This window comes from Streptomyces sp. NPDC003327, assembly GCF_053589515.1.
In genome coordinates, this window is the sequence record NZ_JBSFSA010000018.1 from 68,771 (window position 1) to 86,390 (window position 17,620).

Annotated in this window: 7 protein-coding genes; all 7 read left to right on the top strand. The window is 75.5% G+C overall.

Translation table 11 applies throughout. The annotated features are described in order from the left end of the window. A partial coding sequence (locus ACWDVG_RS17010) for an SDR family NAD(P)-dependent oxidoreductase (RefSeq protein ID WP_451699991.1) occupies positions 1-2,626 on the top strand: 2,626 nt, incomplete at its 5' end. A 90-nt stretch (positions 2,627-2,716) separates the two neighbouring features. Next, the gene (locus ACWDVG_RS17015; RefSeq protein ID WP_451699993.1) at positions 2,717-10,168 is read left to right on the top strand and encodes a beta-ketoacyl synthase N-terminal-like domain-containing protein; all 7,452 of its coding nucleotides are present in this window, start codon (positions 2,717-2,719) and stop codon (positions 10,166-10,168) included. A gap of 6 nt (positions 10,169-10,174) precedes the next feature. Further along, positions 10,175-11,818 (top strand): PfaD family polyunsaturated fatty acid/polyketide biosynthesis protein, encoded by a 1,644-nt coding sequence (locus ACWDVG_RS17020; protein ID WP_451699994.1) that lies wholly within the window; start codon positions 10,175-10,177, stop codon positions 11,816-11,818. Further along, the gene (locus ACWDVG_RS17025) at positions 11,815-13,560 is read left to right on the top strand and encodes an acyl-CoA dehydrogenase family protein (RefSeq protein ID WP_451699995.1); all 1,746 of its coding nucleotides are present in this window, start codon (positions 11,815-11,817) and stop codon (positions 13,558-13,560) included. Before ACWDVG_RS17020 ends, ACWDVG_RS17025 begins: the two co-directional genes overlap by 4 nt. Further along, positions 13,542-15,350: an acyl-CoA dehydrogenase family protein gene (locus tag ACWDVG_RS17030; protein ID WP_451699996.1), complete on the top strand. Its 1,809-nt coding sequence runs from the start codon at positions 13,542-13,544 to the stop codon at positions 15,348-15,350. Before ACWDVG_RS17025 ends, ACWDVG_RS17030 begins: the two co-directional genes overlap by 19 nt. Then, on the top strand, positions 15,347-16,270 hold the full coding sequence (locus ACWDVG_RS17035) for a 4'-phosphopantetheinyl transferase family protein (RefSeq protein ID WP_451699997.1): 924 nt from the start codon (positions 15,347-15,349) through the stop codon (positions 16,268-16,270). Before ACWDVG_RS17030 ends, ACWDVG_RS17035 begins: the two co-directional genes overlap by 4 nt. Before the next feature lie 37 nt (positions 16,271-16,307). Continuing rightward, on the top strand, positions 16,308-17,609 hold the full coding sequence (locus ACWDVG_RS17040; protein WP_451699998.1) for an NAD(P)/FAD-dependent oxidoreductase: 1,302 nt from the start codon (positions 16,308-16,310) through the stop codon (positions 17,607-17,609). Positions 17,610-17,620 lie beyond the last annotated feature (11 nt).

The window sequence follows — 17,620 nt, forward strand, 5'->3', positions numbered from 1 at the left end:
TGTCGAGATCATGGGGGTGATTCAGGAGCGGTTCGGTGTGGTGTCGTCGGCCGGTCCCGAGCAGCTCGCGGAGCTGCGGACCCTCGGTGACATCGTGGACTTCGTCGCCGGCCCGGCCGCCACCGAAGCACCCACCGAAGCAGCACCCACCGCAGCGCCCGCCGCGGCCGACGCCGCTCCCGCCGCCTCCCCGCAGGCGGCGACCGGGACCGTTGCGCCCCTCGGCCGCGCGCACGCCGCGCTCGTCACCCTCCCCGCCCCCGACCCGCTGCTCGACGCCCACCCCGCGGACCAGGGCGCCCTCGTCGTGGACGACGGCTCCGAGCTGGCCGGGCGGATCGTCGAGCGGCTCGTCGCCGCCGGCCGTCGCGTGCACGTCCTGCGGCTCCCCGGCGTGCTGCCGCGCCACGCCGACGTGCACGACCACGCCCTGACGGGCTGGGGCACCACCGAACTCGCGGCCGGTGTCGAGGCCGTCTTCACCTTCCGCGTCGGGCTCGTCGTCGACGTGACCGCCCGCACCGACGGCGACTGGAACGACGGGGTGCGCAGGCTGGCGCACTCCCTCCTGCTGGCGCGGCACGTCGTCCGCCCGCTCACCGAGTCGGCCGCGCACGGCCGGGCCGCGTTCCTCGCCGTGACCCGGCTCGACGGCGCCTTCGGCCTCACCGGCGTCGCCGAGGACGCCACCCCCGCCGGTGGTGTCGCGGGGCTGGTGAAGACGCTGGCCCTCGAAGCGCCCGAGCTGTTCGTCCGGTCCGTGGACCTCGCGCCCGGCATCGACCCGGCCGACGCCGCCGCCCTGGTACTCGACGAGGCCGCCGACTCGGCCGTCGAGCCCGTACAGGTCGGCCACGACGGCACCCGCCGGGTCGGGCTCGCCGTGGCGGGGGAGCCGCTGGTCCCGGCCGACGCCGAGGCCGCGCCCGTCACCTCCGACGACCTGCTGGTCGTCACCGGCGGCGCCCGGGGCATCACGGCGGCCTGCGTCGTCGAACTGGCCCGCCGTCACCGCCCGCGCCTGCTGCTGCTCGGCCGGACCCCGCTCGACGCGGAGCCCGCCTGGGCGCAGGGCCTGCCCGAGGAGAACCTGAAGGCGGCGGCAGCGGCCTCGCTGACCGCCGCGGGGGAGAAGCCGACGCCCCGGCGCGTCGGTCAGCTCGCCGCCGCCGTCGCGGGCGCCCGGGAGATCCGCGTGACCCTGGACGCGCTGCGGGCCGCCGGCAGCGAGGCCGCGTACCTGCCCGTGGACATCACGGACCAGGCCGCGACCGCCGCCGTCCTCGCCCCGTACAAGGACGAGGTCACGGGCGTGGTGCACGGCGCCGGGGTGCTCGCCGACCAGATGATCGCGCAGAAGAAGGCCTCCGAGATCGAGCGGGTCTTCGCCCCGAAGCTGACCGGTCTGCGCTCCGTGACGGCGGCCCTGGCCGGGACGCGGCTGCGCCACGTGGTGCTCTTCTCCTCGGTCGCCGGGTTCTTCGGCAACCAGGGGCAGTCGGACTACGCGATGGCCAACGAGGTCCTCAACGCCTGGGCGTCCTCCCGGCGACGGGAGTTCCCCGGGACGCGGGTCACCTCGATCAACTGGGGCGCCTGGGACAGCGGGATGGTCTCCCCGCAGATCAGAAAGGTCTTCGAGGAGCGGGGCATCGCGCTCATCCCGGTCGACGAGGGCGCCCGGATGTTCGCCGACCAGTTCGCCCCCGAGCGGGCCGGTGACGTGGTGACCGTGCTCGGTCCGACGACGCCGCTGAGCTCGCGGGACCGCTCCGGCACGGCCGCGGGCGGCACCGTGACCCGCCGCCCGGCGGAGCTCGCCGGGTCCTCGCTCGTCACCGACCACGTCATCGACGGGGTGCCGGTCCTGCCGGCCGTCGTCGCGATGGGCTGGGCGCTCGGCGCGGTCGAGCACGCCGGGGGGCGACGGGCCGTGCGGCTGAGCGACTTCGCCGTCCACAAGGGCATCGTCCTGGACGGGACCGAGCCCGCCGAGCTGCGGCTCGTGATGTCCCCGGCCACCGGCCGGGACGGGAGCGGCGCCCAGGCCGGCCCCGCGGGCGGGGGCGACGTCAGGGTCGCCGTCCAGTCGCTCGTCGACGGCACCGTACGACCGCACTACGCGGCCACCGTCGTCGCGGGCGCCCTCCCGCCCGCCGCCCCGGTGACCGGGCTTCCCGCGCCGGGCACCGGAACCGACGCCGCCGGGCTCTACACCGACGGCACGCTCTTCCACGGTCCGGCCCTGCGGGGTCTGCGCCGGATCCTGGCGGACTCCGAGTCCCGCCTCGTGCTGGAGTGCGAGGCCGTCCGGACGGACACCGACAGCGGTTCGTCCGACTGGTTCGCGGCCGGCTCCGCGGACCTGCTGCTCCAGGCCGCGCTCGTCTGGGTGCGCCGCTTCCGCGGCACCGCCGGGCTGCCGCTCGCCGTGGGCGGGGTCGAGCTGTACGGCCCGCTGGCGGCCGGTGAGGTCTTCCTCGTCGTGGTGGAGCCCACGGGCCAGGGCGGCCCCGACTCCCGCCTCGACATCACCGCCTGCACGCCCGACGGACAGGTCAGGGCCAGGTTCACGGCCGTCTCCGTGGTCTCGGCCCCGCAGCTGGCGGCCAAGTTCGCGGGCTGACGGCGTCCGCACCGGAAGCAGTGAGCGGGCGGCGGCTTGCCGCCGCCCGCCCCACAGGATCTCCCGCTTGGGAAGGAACCTCACCCAGTTATGAGCAGATACGCGATCGTCGGCATCTCCTGCCTGTTCCCCGGAGCGCGAACGCCCGAAGAGTTCCGGCAGAACCTCCGCGGTGGCACGGACAGCCGTCGGGAAGGAGGCGCAGAGGTCTTCGGAGCCGAACCCGACGAGCGTGACCTCGACCCCCGGCACCGCATCGTGTCCCGCCGGGGCGGGTTCGTCACCGGCTTCGAGTTCGACCCCACCGGCTACCGGCTCGCCCCCGACCGGCTCGCCGGTCTCGACCGGCTCTTCCACTGGTCGCTGTACGCCGCCCGGGAGGCCCTGCGGGACTGCGGCGCCGCCGACCGGCCCGCGCTGCTCGCCAGGACCGGCCTGGTCATGGGCAACTACTCGTTCCCGACCACCACATCGGCGAAGGTGAGCGTCCCCCTCGCGCACGAGGCCGTCCTCGCCGGCCTGCGCCGCTCCGGCGCGCCCGAACTCGACTCCCTGCCCGGCGCGGTCCCGCTCGTCGACCGCGCCGCGATCGTGCCCGAGAACCTCCGGGTCAGCGGCTCGCCCGCCGCCGTCGCCGCCGGGGCCCTCGGGCTCGGCGGCCCCCGCTACTGCCTGGACGCCGCCTGCTCCTCGGCGCTCTACGCCCTCAGCCTCGCCTGCGGCCACCTCGACTCCGGCCAGGCGGACCTGGTGCTCGCCGGGGCGGTCTGCGCCCCGGACCCGACCCTGATCCACCTCTCCTTCTCCGATCTGCACGCCTACCCGGAGGACGGTTTCAGCCAGCCCTTCGACGGCCGCTCCGGCGGGATCGTCACCGGCCAGGGCGCGGGCATGGTCGCCGTCAAGCGCCTGGCCGACGCCGTGCGCGACGGCGACCGCGTGTACGCGGTCGTCGACGGCATCGGGCTCTCCAACGACGGCGCCGGACGCCACCCGCTGGTCCCCCGCAAGAGCGGCCAGCTGGACGCCCTGGCCCGCGCCTACGCGAGCGCCGGCGTGGACCCGGCGAGCGTCGACTACCTGGAGTGCCACGCCACCGGCACGCCGATCGGGGACGCCACGGAGGCGGAGTCGGTCGCCGAGTTCTTCGGCGCCCACGGTGACGTACCGCTGCTCGGATCCGTGAAGGGCAACATCGGCCACCTGCTGACCGTCGGCGGGCTCAGCAGCCTGCTCAAGGTCGTCCTCGCCATGGAGGACGGCACGATCCCGCCGACCATCGGCGTGGACCGGCCGATCTCCTCGCCGGACGAGCGGGTCGGCGCGGCGACGCTCGTCCGTACCGCCCGCGCCTGGCCCGACACCCCCGGCCCCCGCCGCGCCGCCGTCTCCGCCTTCGGCTTCGGCGGCACGAACGCGCACGTGGTGCTCTCCCAGGCCGACAGCTCGAGTCCCCAGGGGGGCACGGGCGTCCGGGCCGGGGCGGCGACCGCGACCGGGGCCGGCACGGCCGCCGCGTCCTCCGTCCTCCCCGCGCTCGACGTCGTCGGGCTCGGCGCGCACTTCGGCTCGCTCGACACGCTCGACGCCTTCGAGCGGGCGGTCTACGAGGGAGGGCACGACCTGCGGCCGCTGCCCGAGCGCCGCTGGCGGGGCCTCGACCGCACCGACGGCGGCACCCTCGAAGCGGCCGGGCTCACCGGCCCGCCGCACGGGGCCTTCGTCGACGGCGTCGAGGTCGACCCCGCCGACCTCCGCGTCCCGCCCGCCGACCTGCGTATCTACAACCCGCAGCACGCCCTGATGACCCGGGTCGCCGACGAGGCCCTGCGCGACGCCGGGTACCGGCTCGACGCGGGCGGCCGCGGCACCCCCGAGCCCCGCCGCATCGCGGTGGTCGTCGTCACCGAGATCGAGCCGTACTCCCACGCCCGGCTGAGCCGGTACGGCCTCGGGTCCTTCCTGCGCCGCGAGTTCGACAAGGCCGGGGTGCGGCTGACCGAGGAGCAACGGGCCGCCCTGAACGAGGTCGCGCGCGACGCCGTCGTCGACCCCATCGGCGCCAACGAGGTGCTCAGCTACATCGGCAACGTGATGGCGGGCCGCGTCTCGTCCCGCTGGAACCTGACCGGCCCCTCCTTCACCCTCTCCGCCGAGGGCGCGGGCACCGCGGAGGCGCTGGACGTCGCCCGGCTGCTGCTGCTAGACCCGGACCTGGAGGCCGTGCTGATCGGCGGGGTCGACCTGGCCGGCGCCGCCGAGAACCTGCTCGTCCGGCCCGCTTCCGACACCGGGCCGGGCCTCACCTTCAACGAGGGCGCGCGCGGCCGGCGGATCGGCGAGGGCGCCGGAGCCCTGGTCGTCACCCGCCCCGACGCGGCCCCGGGCCGGGCGCACGCCCGCATCGACGCGGTCGCCGTGCGCTACGCGGACGCCGCCGACGGCTCGCTCGTCCCCGTCTCGGGGGCCGCCCTCGCCGAGGCCGCGCGGGCCGCCCTCGACGCCGCCGGGGTCTCCGCCGCCGAGGTGGACTACCTGGAGGCGCACGCGGGCGGTACGGAGCAGGCGGACCGTACCGAGATCGCCGCCCTCGCCGAGGTGTACCCGGCGGGCGGCGCCACCGTCCTCGGCAGCGTCACCTCGCAGATCGGCGACGCCGGGTGCGCGGCCGGGATCGCCGCCCTGATCAGGACCGTTCTCTGCCTGCGCCACGCCTACCTGCCCGGTACGAAGGGCTGGCGCCGCCCCGCCGACGACCTGGCCGAGGCCTTCGCGGCCTCCGCCTTCCAGGTGCCGGAGACCTCCTTCCCCTGGCTCCGGGAGCGCCCGGACGCCCGCCGCCACGCGGCCGTCAGCATGCTCGGCGCGAGCGGCTCGCACGCCCATCTGGTGCTCTCCTCCGCGCCGGTCGCGGAGTCGGTCGCGGAGCCGGTCGGGTCCGCCGAGCCGGTCGGGTCCGCGCGGCCCGTACCGTCCTCGGCGCGGCCCGTACCGTCCTCGGCGTCCCTGCCGTCCGGCGGGCGGGTCCGGCCCGAGGCCGACTGGGCGCGCGCCGGGGGGCCGCTCCTGCTGCCGCTCGGCGCCGACACCCTCGACGGGCTCGTGGCCGAGATCCGCCGTCACGGCGCCCTGCTCGCGGACGGCGCCGACCCGTCCGCGCTCGCGCGCGCGGCCGCGCGCGGCCTCGACGGCCGACGGTTGCGCGTCGTCCTCGTCGGCCGGGACCGGGACGCGCTCGCCCGCCAACTGGAGCTCGCCGCACGGAACCTGCCCGAGGCGCACGCCGCCGGGACCGACTGGAGCACCCCCGCCGGCTCGTTCTTCACCCCCCGGCCGATCGGCCCCGACGGCCGGGTCGCCCTCGTCTACCCCGGCGCCTTCAACACCTACCCCGGCCTCGGCGCGGGTCTCTTCCGGACCTTCCCCGGCCTGCTCGACCGCTTCGAGCGGCAGGCCGCCGAACCCGCCCGGATGCTGCGCTCGGCGCAGCTCTACCCCCGCGGGACCGAGACGCCGGACCGGCGCGCCATGATGCGGATGGAGGAACGCCTCGCCGACGACATCCCGTTCATGCTCGCCACCGGGACCAGCTTCGCGATCCTCTACACCGAGCTGATCCGGGAGATCCTCGGGATCACCGCGCACGGCGGCTTCGGCTACAGCCTCGGCGAGTCGAGCATGCTCTTCGCCACCGGCGGCTGGGACGCCCGCAGCCGCTCCGACTCGCTCATCACCGAGAGCCCCGTCTTCCAGGACCGGCTGTGCGGGCCCCGGCGCACCGTGCGCGACCTGTGGAAGCTGCCCGCCGGGACGCCCGACGCCGACGTGTGGTCCACGCACGTGCTGCTGTCGCCCGTCGAGCCGGTCGCCGAGGCGCTCGCCCGCTACGACCGGGTCCACCTCACCCATGTGAACACCCCGAACGAGCTGGTCATCGGCGGCGACCCCGCGCAGTGCCGGGCGCTGATCGCCGAACTCGGCTGCTCCGCCGCCCGCTCGCCCGCCAACGTGGTCATGCACTGCCCGGTCGTGGACGCGGAGTTCGACGGCCTGGCCCGTCTCAACGACTACCCCACGGGCTCCTTCGGCGACCTGGAACTCCTCAGCGCCTACGACTACGAGGTGCTGCCCGCCGAGCGGCTCGCCGACTCGCCGCGGCGCATCGCGCACACCCTGCGCTCCACGATCGACTTCCCCCGCCTGGTGCGGGCCGCGTACGACCGCGGCTACCGCTACTTCATCGAGGCGGGACCGGGCGCCACCTGCTCCCGCTGGATCCGCGACACGCTGGGGGACGCGCCGCACGTGGCCGCCGGCGTCGACCGCCGCGGCGCGTCCGCCGCCACCAGCCTCGCCCAGCTGGTGGCCCGCCTCGTCGGCCACGGTCTGCCGGTGGACCTCACCGCGCTGTTCGGCGAGGACCGGGAGGCCGTACGGGACGCGGCCGCGCCGTCCGCCCGCCGCCTTCCCGCGGTACGGGTCGGCGGCGGCGAGCCGATCCCGGACCGCGTCGCCCGCGAGGCCGCACGGACCCTGGCCGCCGGCCGGTCCCGCTCCGCCGTCATCGACCCGCCCGCTCCGCCGGAGGTGCCCGCCGTCATGTCCGCCGCAACGCCCGCCGCCATGCCCGCCGACCCGACGCTGGAGGCGCCGGAGGCCATCACGTTCGACGGCGGCCCGGTGACCGCCGTGCCGTTCGGCGGCGCCGCCCCCGCGCCGACGGCACCCGCCGCCCCGGCACCCGCGGCCCCGGCCCCCGCGCCCGCGTTCCTCCAGGGCCCGGCGCCCGCGCCCGTACCCCCGGCCGAGGCCCCGGCTGCGGCCCCGGCCCCGGCCCCGGCCCGGGTCTCCGTCCCCGCCTCCGCCCCCGCCCCGGTTTCCGGCGGCACGGCCGCGGCCGACCTGGTGCGGGACCTGCGCCGCGAGATCGTCGCCGCGCACGGGGTCGTGATGGAGACCCACCGCGTCCTCCAGGCCGCCACCCTGGACCGCACCGCCGCCCTCCTCGACCCGGCGGCGGTCACCGCGGCGCCGCTCCCCGCGCCCCCCGCGCCCCTCGCCCCGGCCCTGCCCGCCGTCCCGGCGGCGGCCGCGCCCGCGGAGCCCGTACCCACCGCCCTCGCGCCCGCCGCCGCGCCCCGCGCCCGCGGCGGCGTCGTCTTCGACGAGGCGGACCTGCTGGAGTTCGCGACCGGCTCCGTGGCGAAGGCCTTCGGCCGCCCCGAGTTCGCCGAGATCGACGCCTACCGGGCCCGCGTGCGGCTCCCCGCGCCCCCGTACCACTTCGTCACCCGCGTCACCGCGCTCGACGCCCGTCCCGGCGTCCTCGAACCCGCCCGCATCACCACCGAGTACGACGTCCCCGAGGACGCCTGGTACGCCGTCGACGGCGGCGTGCCCCCGGCCGTGACCGTCGAGGCCGGCCAGTGCGACCTGCTGCTCGTGAGCTTCCTCGGCATCGACTTCCGCAACAAGGGCGACCGCGTCTACCGGCTCCTCGACAGCTCGCTGATCTTCCACGGCGGCCTGCCCCGCACCGGCCAGACCCTCCGCTACGACATCTCCATCGACCGCTTCGTCCACCAGGGCGACACCACGGTCTTCTTCTTCAGCTACCTCTGCTACGCCGACGGCGAGCTGATCCTCGAACTCAAGGACGGCTGCGCCGGGTTCTTCAGCCAGGCCGAGCTCGACACGCCGCTCGGCATCGTCATGACGGACGCCGAGCGCGCCCGCCGCGCCGCGCTGCCCCGGGCCACCTTCAAGCCCCTCGCCCGCGCCCGCAAGGACCGCCTCGACGCCGCCGACCTGGAACTCCTCGCCCAGGGCCGCCCCGGGGACGTCTTCGGCCCCGACCACGCCCAGGACCCCGGCCTCAACCCGGCGCTGCGCCTCCCGGACGCGATGCTCCGCATGATCGACGAGGTCACGGTCGACCGCACCGGAGGCCCGCGCGGCCTCGGCAGGATCGGCGCCGTCAAGCACCTGGAGCCCGACGCCTGGTACTTCACCTGCCACTTCCCCGACGACCCGGTGCTCGCCGGATCGCTGATCGCCGAGGGCGCCGTCCAGCTCCTCCAGGTCTACCTGCTCCACCAGGGCATGCACCTGACGCTGCCCGACGCCCGGTTCCAGACGGTCACCGACCGCCAGATCGACGTGAAGGTCCGCGGCCAGGTCACCCCCCGCGACCGCGAGATCCGCTACGAGCTGGAGATCACCGAACTGACCCTGCTGCCCCGGCCCACGGTCGTCGCCGACGTCCTCGTCCACCTCGGCGACAAGCCGGTCGTGCGCATGGAGAACCTCGGCCTGCAGATCGTGGAGAAGCCCGGCACGCCCTACCGCCCCGAGACCGGCGGCGTACCGGCCTTCCTCGGCCGCCGCAACCGCTCCGGCGAGCCCGCCATGATCAACGAACTGCACCTGGCGCACGCCGCCCAGGGCCTCCTGGACATGGCGATGGGCCCCGAGTTCGAGATCTACCGCGAGAGCCGCGCCCCGTACATCCCCAACGGCGACTTCCAGTTCGTCGACCGGGTCATGTCCCTCACCGGCACCCGCGGCGACCTCAGCCCCGGCTCCGAGATGGTCACCGAGTACGACTCCCCGGACGACGCCTGGTACTACCGCGAGAACTCCTCCCCGTACATGCCGAACTGCGTCTACATGGAGTCCTCGCTCCAGGCCGCGATCTTCCTCGGCTACTACCTGGGCGCCACCCTCGGCCGGCCCGATGAGCAGTACCGCATCCGCAACCTCGACGGGCGCGCCACCCTCGTCCGCGACGTCGACCTGCGGAACAAGACGATCCGCCACCACTCCACGCTGCTGAGCACCAGCGTCGTCGCCGGCGCCGTGCTGCAGAACTTCCGCTACGAACTCAGCGCCGACGGCGAGGTCTTCTACACCGGAGAGTCCCTCTTCGGCTACTTCAGCGACGCCGCCCTCGCCCACCAGGTCGGCCTCGACAGCGGCACGTACAAGGAGCCGTGGATCGCGACCGAGCGGCCGGCCGCGGACCGGATGCGCCGCATCGAACTCCCCGACGACGCGCCCGTGTTCACCGACCCGACCGGCGGCTCCCTGCACCTGCCCGCCGGCCGCTTCCACCTCGTCGACCGCGTCGACCTCGTCGAGGACGGCGGCCGCCACGGCGCCGGATACCTGCACGGCCACCGCCGCATCCGCCCCGACGAGTGGTACTTCGACCGGCACTTCCACCGCGACCCGGTGATGCCGGGCTCCCTCGGCGTCGAGGCCGTGCTCCAGGCCATGCGCCTGTTCGTCCTGGACCGCGGCCTCGCCGACGGCATGGAACGGCCCCGCTTCGCCATGGCCACCGACGTCGAGATGGCGTGGAAGTACCGCGGCCAGATCCTCCGCGACGACGACGAGCTCTTCTTCGACGTGCACGTCAAGGAGGTGCGCAGGGAGGCCGGCCGGCTCCTCGTGATCGCCGACGCCGACCTGTGGAAGACCCGCCTGCGCATCTACGAACTCACCGACGTGGCCATCGAAGTCCGCCCGGAAACGGACTGATCCCGCATGCACAGCCGAGGAGCCGAGTTGTCCACGAGCACCGCACCGCACACCGTCCGCTGGTACGGAGAGGGGTATCCCAGCGCCGACGCCGCAGGCATCCACCAGGCCGTCGGCCGCCTCGACCAGCCCTGCTACGTCGTGTCGGGACCGCAGGGCATCGGCGCCGTCGCCGGTGGCACGGCGGCCGTCGGCGGCGAGGGCCCCGCCGTACTGGCCGTCGCCCCCGCCCTGTCCCCGCAACGGCTCGGCTCGGCCGACTTCCGCGCCGCGCACGGCGTGCGGTACGCCTACATGGCCGGGGCGATGGCCGGCGGCATCGCCTCCGTCGACCTGGTCACGGCCCTGGCCCGCCAGGGGTTCCTGGCCTCCTTCGGGGCCGCGGGCCTGCTGCCCGACGTCATCGCGCGGGCCCTCGCCCGCTTCCGCGACGAGATCCCGGGCCTGCCGTACGCCGTCAACCTCATCCACAGCCCCAGCGAGCAGCGCCTGGAGCGCGACGCCGTCCAGCTGTTCCTGGACCACCAGGTGCGCTGCGTCGAGGCCTCCGCCTACCTGGACCTCACCCCGCACCTGGTGCGCTACCGGCTGGCCGGCCTGCGCACCGACCCGTCCGGGCGCGTCGTCGCGGAGAACCGGGTCATCGCCAAGATCTCCCGCGGCGAGACCGCCGAACGCTTCATGCGCCCGGCCCCCACCGCCCTCGTCGAGAGCCTCCTCGCCGACGGCCTGATCACCACCGAACAGGCCCGCCTGGCGCACCTCGTGCCGCTCGCCGACGACATCACCGCCGAGGCCGACTCCGGGGGCCACACCGACCGGCGGCCGCTGCCCGCGCTCCTCCCGGTCATCCTGCGCATCCGCGACACGATCCAGCGGGAGTACCGCTACGCCCGGCCCATCAGGGTCGGCGCGGCCGGCGGCCTCGGCACCCCGGTGGCCGTCGCCGGAGCCTTCGCGATGGGGGCCGCCTACGTCGTCACCGGCTCCGTCAACCAGTCGTGCGTGGAGTCCGGGACGTCCCGGGCGGCCCGCGAGGTCCTCGCCCAGGCGGACGTCGCCGACTGCGTGATGGCCCCCGCCGCCGACATGTTCGAGATGGGGGTGGAGCTCCAGGTGCTGCGCCGGGGCTCGATGTTCCCCATGCGCGCCCAGCAGCTGTACCGGCTCTACCAGACGTACGACGGCATCGAGGCGCTGCCGGAGGCGGAGCGGCACCGCCTGGAGACGCAGGTCTTCCAGCGGCCGCTCGACGACGTGTGGCAGGAGTGCGTCACGTACTTCAGCCGCCGCGACCCCGACCAGCTGGCCCGGGCCGCCGACAACCCCAGGCGCCGGATGGCCCTGGTCTTCCGCTGGTACCTCGGCATGTCCTCGCGCTGGGCCGTCACCGGCGAGGCCGAACGCCGCGCCGACTTCCAGATCTGGTGCGGCCCCGCGATGGGCAGCTTCAACTCCTGGGTGGCCGGCAGCTACCTCAACACCCCCGGCAACCGTACGGTCGCCGACGTCGCCCACCACCTCATGCGCGGCGCCGCCTACCACACGAGGACCGCGCAGCTGCGGGCGGCGGGACTGACCCTGCCGCCCTCCGCCGAGTACGTCCCCGTGCCCCTGGACACGGCGGAACCGACGGCGGTGGCGCCGTGAGCGCCCTGACGCCCGAGGCGGTCGAGGAACTCCTCGGCGATCCCGCCGACCCGGACAACCCCTACGGCTTCGCCGCCGCCGTCGCCCGGGACGAGGAGGACGCCGCCCCCGACGACCTCTGCCGGAAACTGGTCGCGGCCGGCTTCCACCTCAACTACCTGCCCCGGGAGTGGGGCGGCGAGTTCCGCTCCTTCGACCGCGCCATCACCCTGGTGCGGGCCGCCGCCCGCCGCGACGTCAACGTCATGCCGGGCACCATGTTCGGCATCATCGCCGCCACCTGCCTGCAGCTCCACGGCAGCGAGGAGCAGCGGGCCAGGGCGGCGGAGATCCTCACCGGGGGCGGCACGGTCGCCTTCGCGCTCACCGAGGCCGACCACGGCAGCGACATCCTCGCCAACGAATGCCGCCTCGCGCCCGACGGCACCCTGCACGGCGAGAAGTGGATGGTCGGCAACGGCCTCGGCTGCGACGCCGTCTACCTGGTGGCCCGCACCGGCGAGCGGGGCCCCGGTGCCTTCACCGCCTTCCTCCTCGACCTGGACCCCGAGCGGGGCGGCGAGGGCACCGGCCTTGAGCGGCTCCCGGCCGCCCGCACCGGCGGCATGCGCGGCATCGACACCGCCCGGCTGCGCTTCACCGGCCTGCCGGTCGCCGACGGCGCCCGCGTCGGCCGGACCGGCGAGGGCCTGGAGATGGCCGTCCGCGCCCAGCAGGCCGTCCGGCTGATGAGCATGGCGGGCAGCCTCGGCATCGCGGACACCGCGCTGCACCTCACGCTCGACTTCGCCGCGGGCCACCGCGTCTCCGGCACCCCCGTGCTGAACACGCCGTACGCCCGCAGGGACCTCGCGGTCGCGTCGGCCGCCCTGCTCGCCGCCGACGCGACGGCCCTGGCCGCCGGCCGGGGCGTGCACGCCGTCCCCGGGGCGTTCAGCGTGTGGGCGCTCGCCGCCAAGCACGTGGTGGCCGAGACCGCCGACGCCCTGATCCGCCGCTGCGCCGGAGTCCTCGCCACCCGCTCCGTGCTGCGCGAGGGGCCCGGCGGCGCCGGACTGTTCCAGAAGCTCCAGCGGGACAGCGCCGTGGTCCGGGTGATCGACTCCGGCCCGCTCGCCAACCTGCGCTCGTACGCCGGCCAGCTGCCCGGCCTGCTCGACGGCGGGCGCACGGCGTCGGCCGAGCGGCTCGGCGGTGCCTTCCGGCTGGACGAGGAACCCCCGCCGTACGATCCGGCCGGACTCGACCTCGTCGTCCGCGGCGCCGAACCCGTCCTCGCGGAACTCCCGGCCTCGGTGCGCGCGTTCACGGAGGCCGAGGGCGATCCGCGGACCGGGCGGTGCGTCGCCCGGCTCGTCGCCGCCGTCGACGGGCTGCCCGCCCTCGCCGCGGCGGCCCGCCGCCGGGGCGCCGACCCCAACGCCCTGGTGGACCTCGCCGAACGCCACGCCTGGCTGCACGCCGCCGCGGCCTGCCTCCACCTGTGGCGCCACAACCGCCACCTGTCGCTCTACGGGACGCCGCCCGGCTCCACCGGCTGGCTCGGCGCGGCCCTCACCCACCTGCTCGCCCAGGCCGACGGCACCGACCCCCGCCGCCACGCCGAGGCCCTGTACCCCGCGCTCGACGCCGTCACGGCGCTGTGGGAGGGGGGCCTGATGCCGACCGCCCTGCCCGTCCGGCTCGCCCGCACCCCCGCACACCCGATCCTGAGGGAGGACCCATGTCCCAGGCCGAGTTGATCGCTCTCGCCGAGCGGCTCGAAGGCTATCTGGGCGACCCGCACGACCCTGCGAGCCGCATGTCCTTCGCCGCCGTGCTCGACCACGACGAGCGCGACGCCTTCCCCCACGCCTTCGTCGGCATGCTGCGCCGCTGGGGCTTCCTGGACTACGGCCTCCCGGCCGAGCAGGGCGGCAAGGCCGGCAGTCCCGAGACCGGGTTCGTCCTCATGCGGCTCGTCGCCCGCCGCGACGGCGCCACCGCCATCGCCCTCGGACTCACCAACGCGGCCTTCACCCCCGTCTGGATCGCCGGCACCGACGAGCAGAAGCGGCGGCAGATCGAGGACATCCACGGGGGCGTCTCCCTCGCCTGGGGCCTCTCCGAGGCCGCCCACGGCAGCGACCTCCTCGGCAACGAGGTCGTCGCCGAGAAGGTCCCCGGCGGCTACCGCCTCACCGGCGAGAAGTGGCCCATCGGCAACGCCACCGTCGCCGACCGCATGGTCGTCTTCGCCCGCACCGGCCCGCGCCGCGGCCCCGGCGACTTCTCGATCCTCGTCGTCGACAAGTGGACCGCCGAGGCCGAGACCGTCCGCGAGACCCCCCTGCTCAAGCTGCACGGCGTCCGCGCCCTCGACCTCAGCGGACTGCGCTTCGACGGCGTCTTCGTCCCCGACGACCTCCGCATCGGCGCCGAGGGCCAGGGCCTGGAGATCGCCCTCAAGACCAGCCAGACCGCCCGCCTCGTCATCCTCAGCCTCGCCCTGTCCGGCGTGGACACCTCGCTGCGCGCCGCCCTGGAGTTCGCCCAGGGGCGGGTGCTCTTCGACCGTGCCGTCGTCGACGTCCCGTACACCGGCACCCAGCTGGCGGAGTCCTTCGCCGACCTCATGGTGGCCGACGCGATGTGCCTCGGCGCCGTCCGCAGCGTCCAGGCCTCGCCGCAGCAGGTCAGCGTCTGGTCGTCCGTCGTGAAGTACCTGGTCCCGACCCTCCTCGAAGGGGCGCTCGCCCGGCTCAACGTCGTCCTCGGCGCCCGGACGTTCCTCCGCGACCACCCCCGCTACGGCATGCACCAGAAGATGCTCCGCGACATCCTCGTCACCAACATGGCCGACGGGAACACCGTCGTGAACCTGCGGAACATCGGCCACCAGCTGGACCCGCTCCTGGCGAAGGCACGCACCGCGACCGCGCAGGAGCGGGCGGGGGCCGCCGAACGGGCCGCCGTGCTCTTCGGCATGGACGCCGACCTCCCGCCCTACCGGCCCGGCGAGCAGGAGCTCTCCGGCCGGGGCGGCGACGACGCGGTCCTCGCCGCCGCCGACGGCCTGGAGCGGCTGCGCGCCCTCGCGGAGGACGCCGGCGACAAGGACCGGGACCGGCTGCTGCTCGCCGCCGACATCGCGGGCGAACTCCTCGACCGCCTCGGCCCGCTGGAGGAGCGCTCCACCGCGCTGCGGCGCGAACTCGGCCGGGGCTACGCCCAGTCGGCCGAACTCTTCGAGCTGGCGAAGGAGTACTGCGTCGTCCACGCCGCGGCCGCGTGCGTGCTCACGTACGTCCACTCGCGGGGCTGCATGGCCGAGCCCCTGCCGAGCGCGGCGGTGCTGCTGCTCCAGCTGGAGCGGCTGCGCAAGCAGTTCCACCCGTACGAGCCCTACCGCGACCCGGCCGCCGCCGACGAGGTCCTCGCGGTCCTCACCCGGCTGCACGCCGAGAACCGGCTCCTGTCGCACTGGCCCATCACCCTGGCCGGAGCGACCGGGCAGGCCGACCCCGCGACCCCGGCGGGGAGCCCGGTGTGATCCACGGCCCGGCCGGCTCCGCGGGCTCCTCGGCGCCCCGCCGGGGACTGCCGGGCGGCACCCCGCCGGTGGCGGACGTCTGGACGCTCGCCGAGCGGCTCGTGCCCGAGCTCGCCGAACGGTCCGGCGGCGAGGCGGCGGCCCTCGCCCCCGACGAGCGGGCGCGGTACGCGCGCCAGCGCTCGCCGGGGGCGCGGCGCCGCTTCCTCGGCGGCCGGCTGCTCTGCCGGCTGGCGCTCAGCGCCCGCACCGGACTGCCGGGCGGCACCTGGCGGTTCGCCGAAGGCGTCCACGGGCGCCCGGAGCTGACCCCCGGCCACCGCGGGCTGCGCTTCAACCTGTCCCACACGGAGGGCCTGATCACCTGTGTGGTCACCGAGGGGTACGCGTGCGGCGTCGACGTCGAGCGGGTGCCGTTCGACGCGGAGACGGTCCGCCTGCTGGCCCTCCAGCTCGACGACGGGCAGCGGGCGGCCGTCGCCGGGGCCCCGGACCCCGCCGTCGCCCTACAGGAGACGTGGGTCCTCAGCGAGGCCTACCTCAAGGGGCTCGGCATCGGCCTGGTGCAGGGCCTCAAGGAGCTGCGGTTCGCCCGCCGCCCCGGCTCCGCCGAGGTGACCGTCACCGACGGCCGCCGCCCCGGCGCGCACGGCCGCTGGCGCCTCCACCTGACCCCCCACGGCCCGGATCACCTCCTCGCCGTCGCCCTCGCCGACGCCGGAACGGGCCGCCTGCGCCGGCACGACCTGACGGACCCGGGCGACCTGGCGGTCCTGGGCGATCCCGCGTGGCCCGCCGGGCCGGGCGGTCTCGTCGCGCCGTACGAGCCGGGCGGCCCCATCGGGCCGTACGAGCCCGTCGGTCCCGTCGGTCCCGGCGGCCTCGGCTCCGCGGGCTTCCGCGCCCCCCGCTTCCCCTGAACCTCCCCATCGCCACCCGACCTTGGAAGGACCCACCATGCCCGAGATCGACTCGCCGCGCGTCGCCGTCATCGGCGCCGGACCCGCCGGGATCTCCGCCGCCTACCGGCTGCGGGACCGTGCGCGGATCACCGTCTTCGAGCGCGAGCCCCGCCCCGGCGGGCACGCCAACACGGTGGAGGTCGAGGAGGACGGCCGTGTCCTCGGACTCGACACGGCGTTCATCGTGTTCAACCCGCGGTTCTACCCCCGCCTGTGCGCCTTCTTCGGCGAGCTGGGCGTGGAGGCCGTGCGCCACCCGGGCGGCTTCGAGTTCTTCGACCTCGACAGCGGCCTGGAGTTCGGCACGGAGGAGATGGAGCTGGAGGAGTCCGCGATCGAGGCGCGCTACGCCGCCGCGTACCCGGAGTTCCCCGACGTCTGGCGGGAGGTGCGGCGCTTCCACGCGGAGAGCCGGCGGGACTTCTCGCGGGGCCGCGCCGACATGTCGCTGGGGGAGTACCTGGACGTGAACGGCTACAGCGCCGCGTTCCGGCACTCGTACCTGATCCTGCTCTGCTCGGCGGTCTGGTCGGTTCCGGCCGAGCTGATCTGGGAGATGCCCGCCGCGACCGTCATCGCCTTCTTCGTCGGCCACGACGAGGGCGGGCTCGGCGGCCGCCGGGTCGACTGGCGGACGGTGGGCGGCGGTTCCATCTCGTACGTCCGCAAGGCGCTCGCCGCGATCGGCCCCGACCTGCGGGTCTCCGAGCCGGCCGTCGGCGTCCGGCAGGAGGAGGACGGGGTCGTCGTCACGACGGCCAACGGCGCCTCGCGGTTCGACTACGTGGTCCTCGCCACCCACGCCGACGAGGCGCACGCCCTGCTGGAGAACCCGACCGACGCGCAGCGCGCGGCCGTGGAGGGCGTCCGCTACAGCTCCTCCCGCGTGGTGCTGCACCGGGACGCCTCGCTGATGCCCGGCGACCGCGAGCGCTGGGGCGCCTGGAACTACGGCAAGAAGGCGGTCGACGGCGAGACCCGCTGCTTCGTCACGTACTACCTCAACCGGCTGCAGGACCTCACCGCGAGCCAGGACTACTTCGTCACGCTCGACCCGCCCGTCCCGCCGGCCGAGGACCTCGTCATCGCCTCGTTCGACTACACCCACCCGGTGATCGACGTGGCGCTGCGCGAGCGCCAGTCCGTGATCCACGCGGCGAACGAGGGCACCCGCGTGAAGCTCTGCGGGTCCTACTTCCACTCCAGGGAACTGGGCCCCGACCTGATCGGCTCGCACGAGGCGGCCTTCTCGGCCGGGGCGGAGGCGGCGGCCAGGATCCTGGAGGAGCTGTCCTGACGGCCCGTCGG

Coding starts and splice junctions, on each gene's coding strand:
- ACWDVG_RS17030 (WP_451699996.1), top strand. CDS start 13,542: ATGTCCCAGGCCGAGTTGATCGCTCTCGCCGAGCGGCTCGAAGGCTAT.
- ACWDVG_RS17020 (WP_451699994.1), top strand. CDS start 10,175: ATGCACAGCCGAGGAGCCGAGTTGTCCACGAGCACCGCACCGCACACC.
- ACWDVG_RS17040 (WP_451699998.1), top strand. CDS start 16,308: ATGCCCGAGATCGACTCGCCGCGCGTCGCCGTCATCGGCGCCGGACCC.
- ACWDVG_RS17015 (WP_451699993.1), top strand. CDS start 2,717: ATGAGCAGATACGCGATCGTCGGCATCTCCTGCCTGTTCCCCGGAGCG.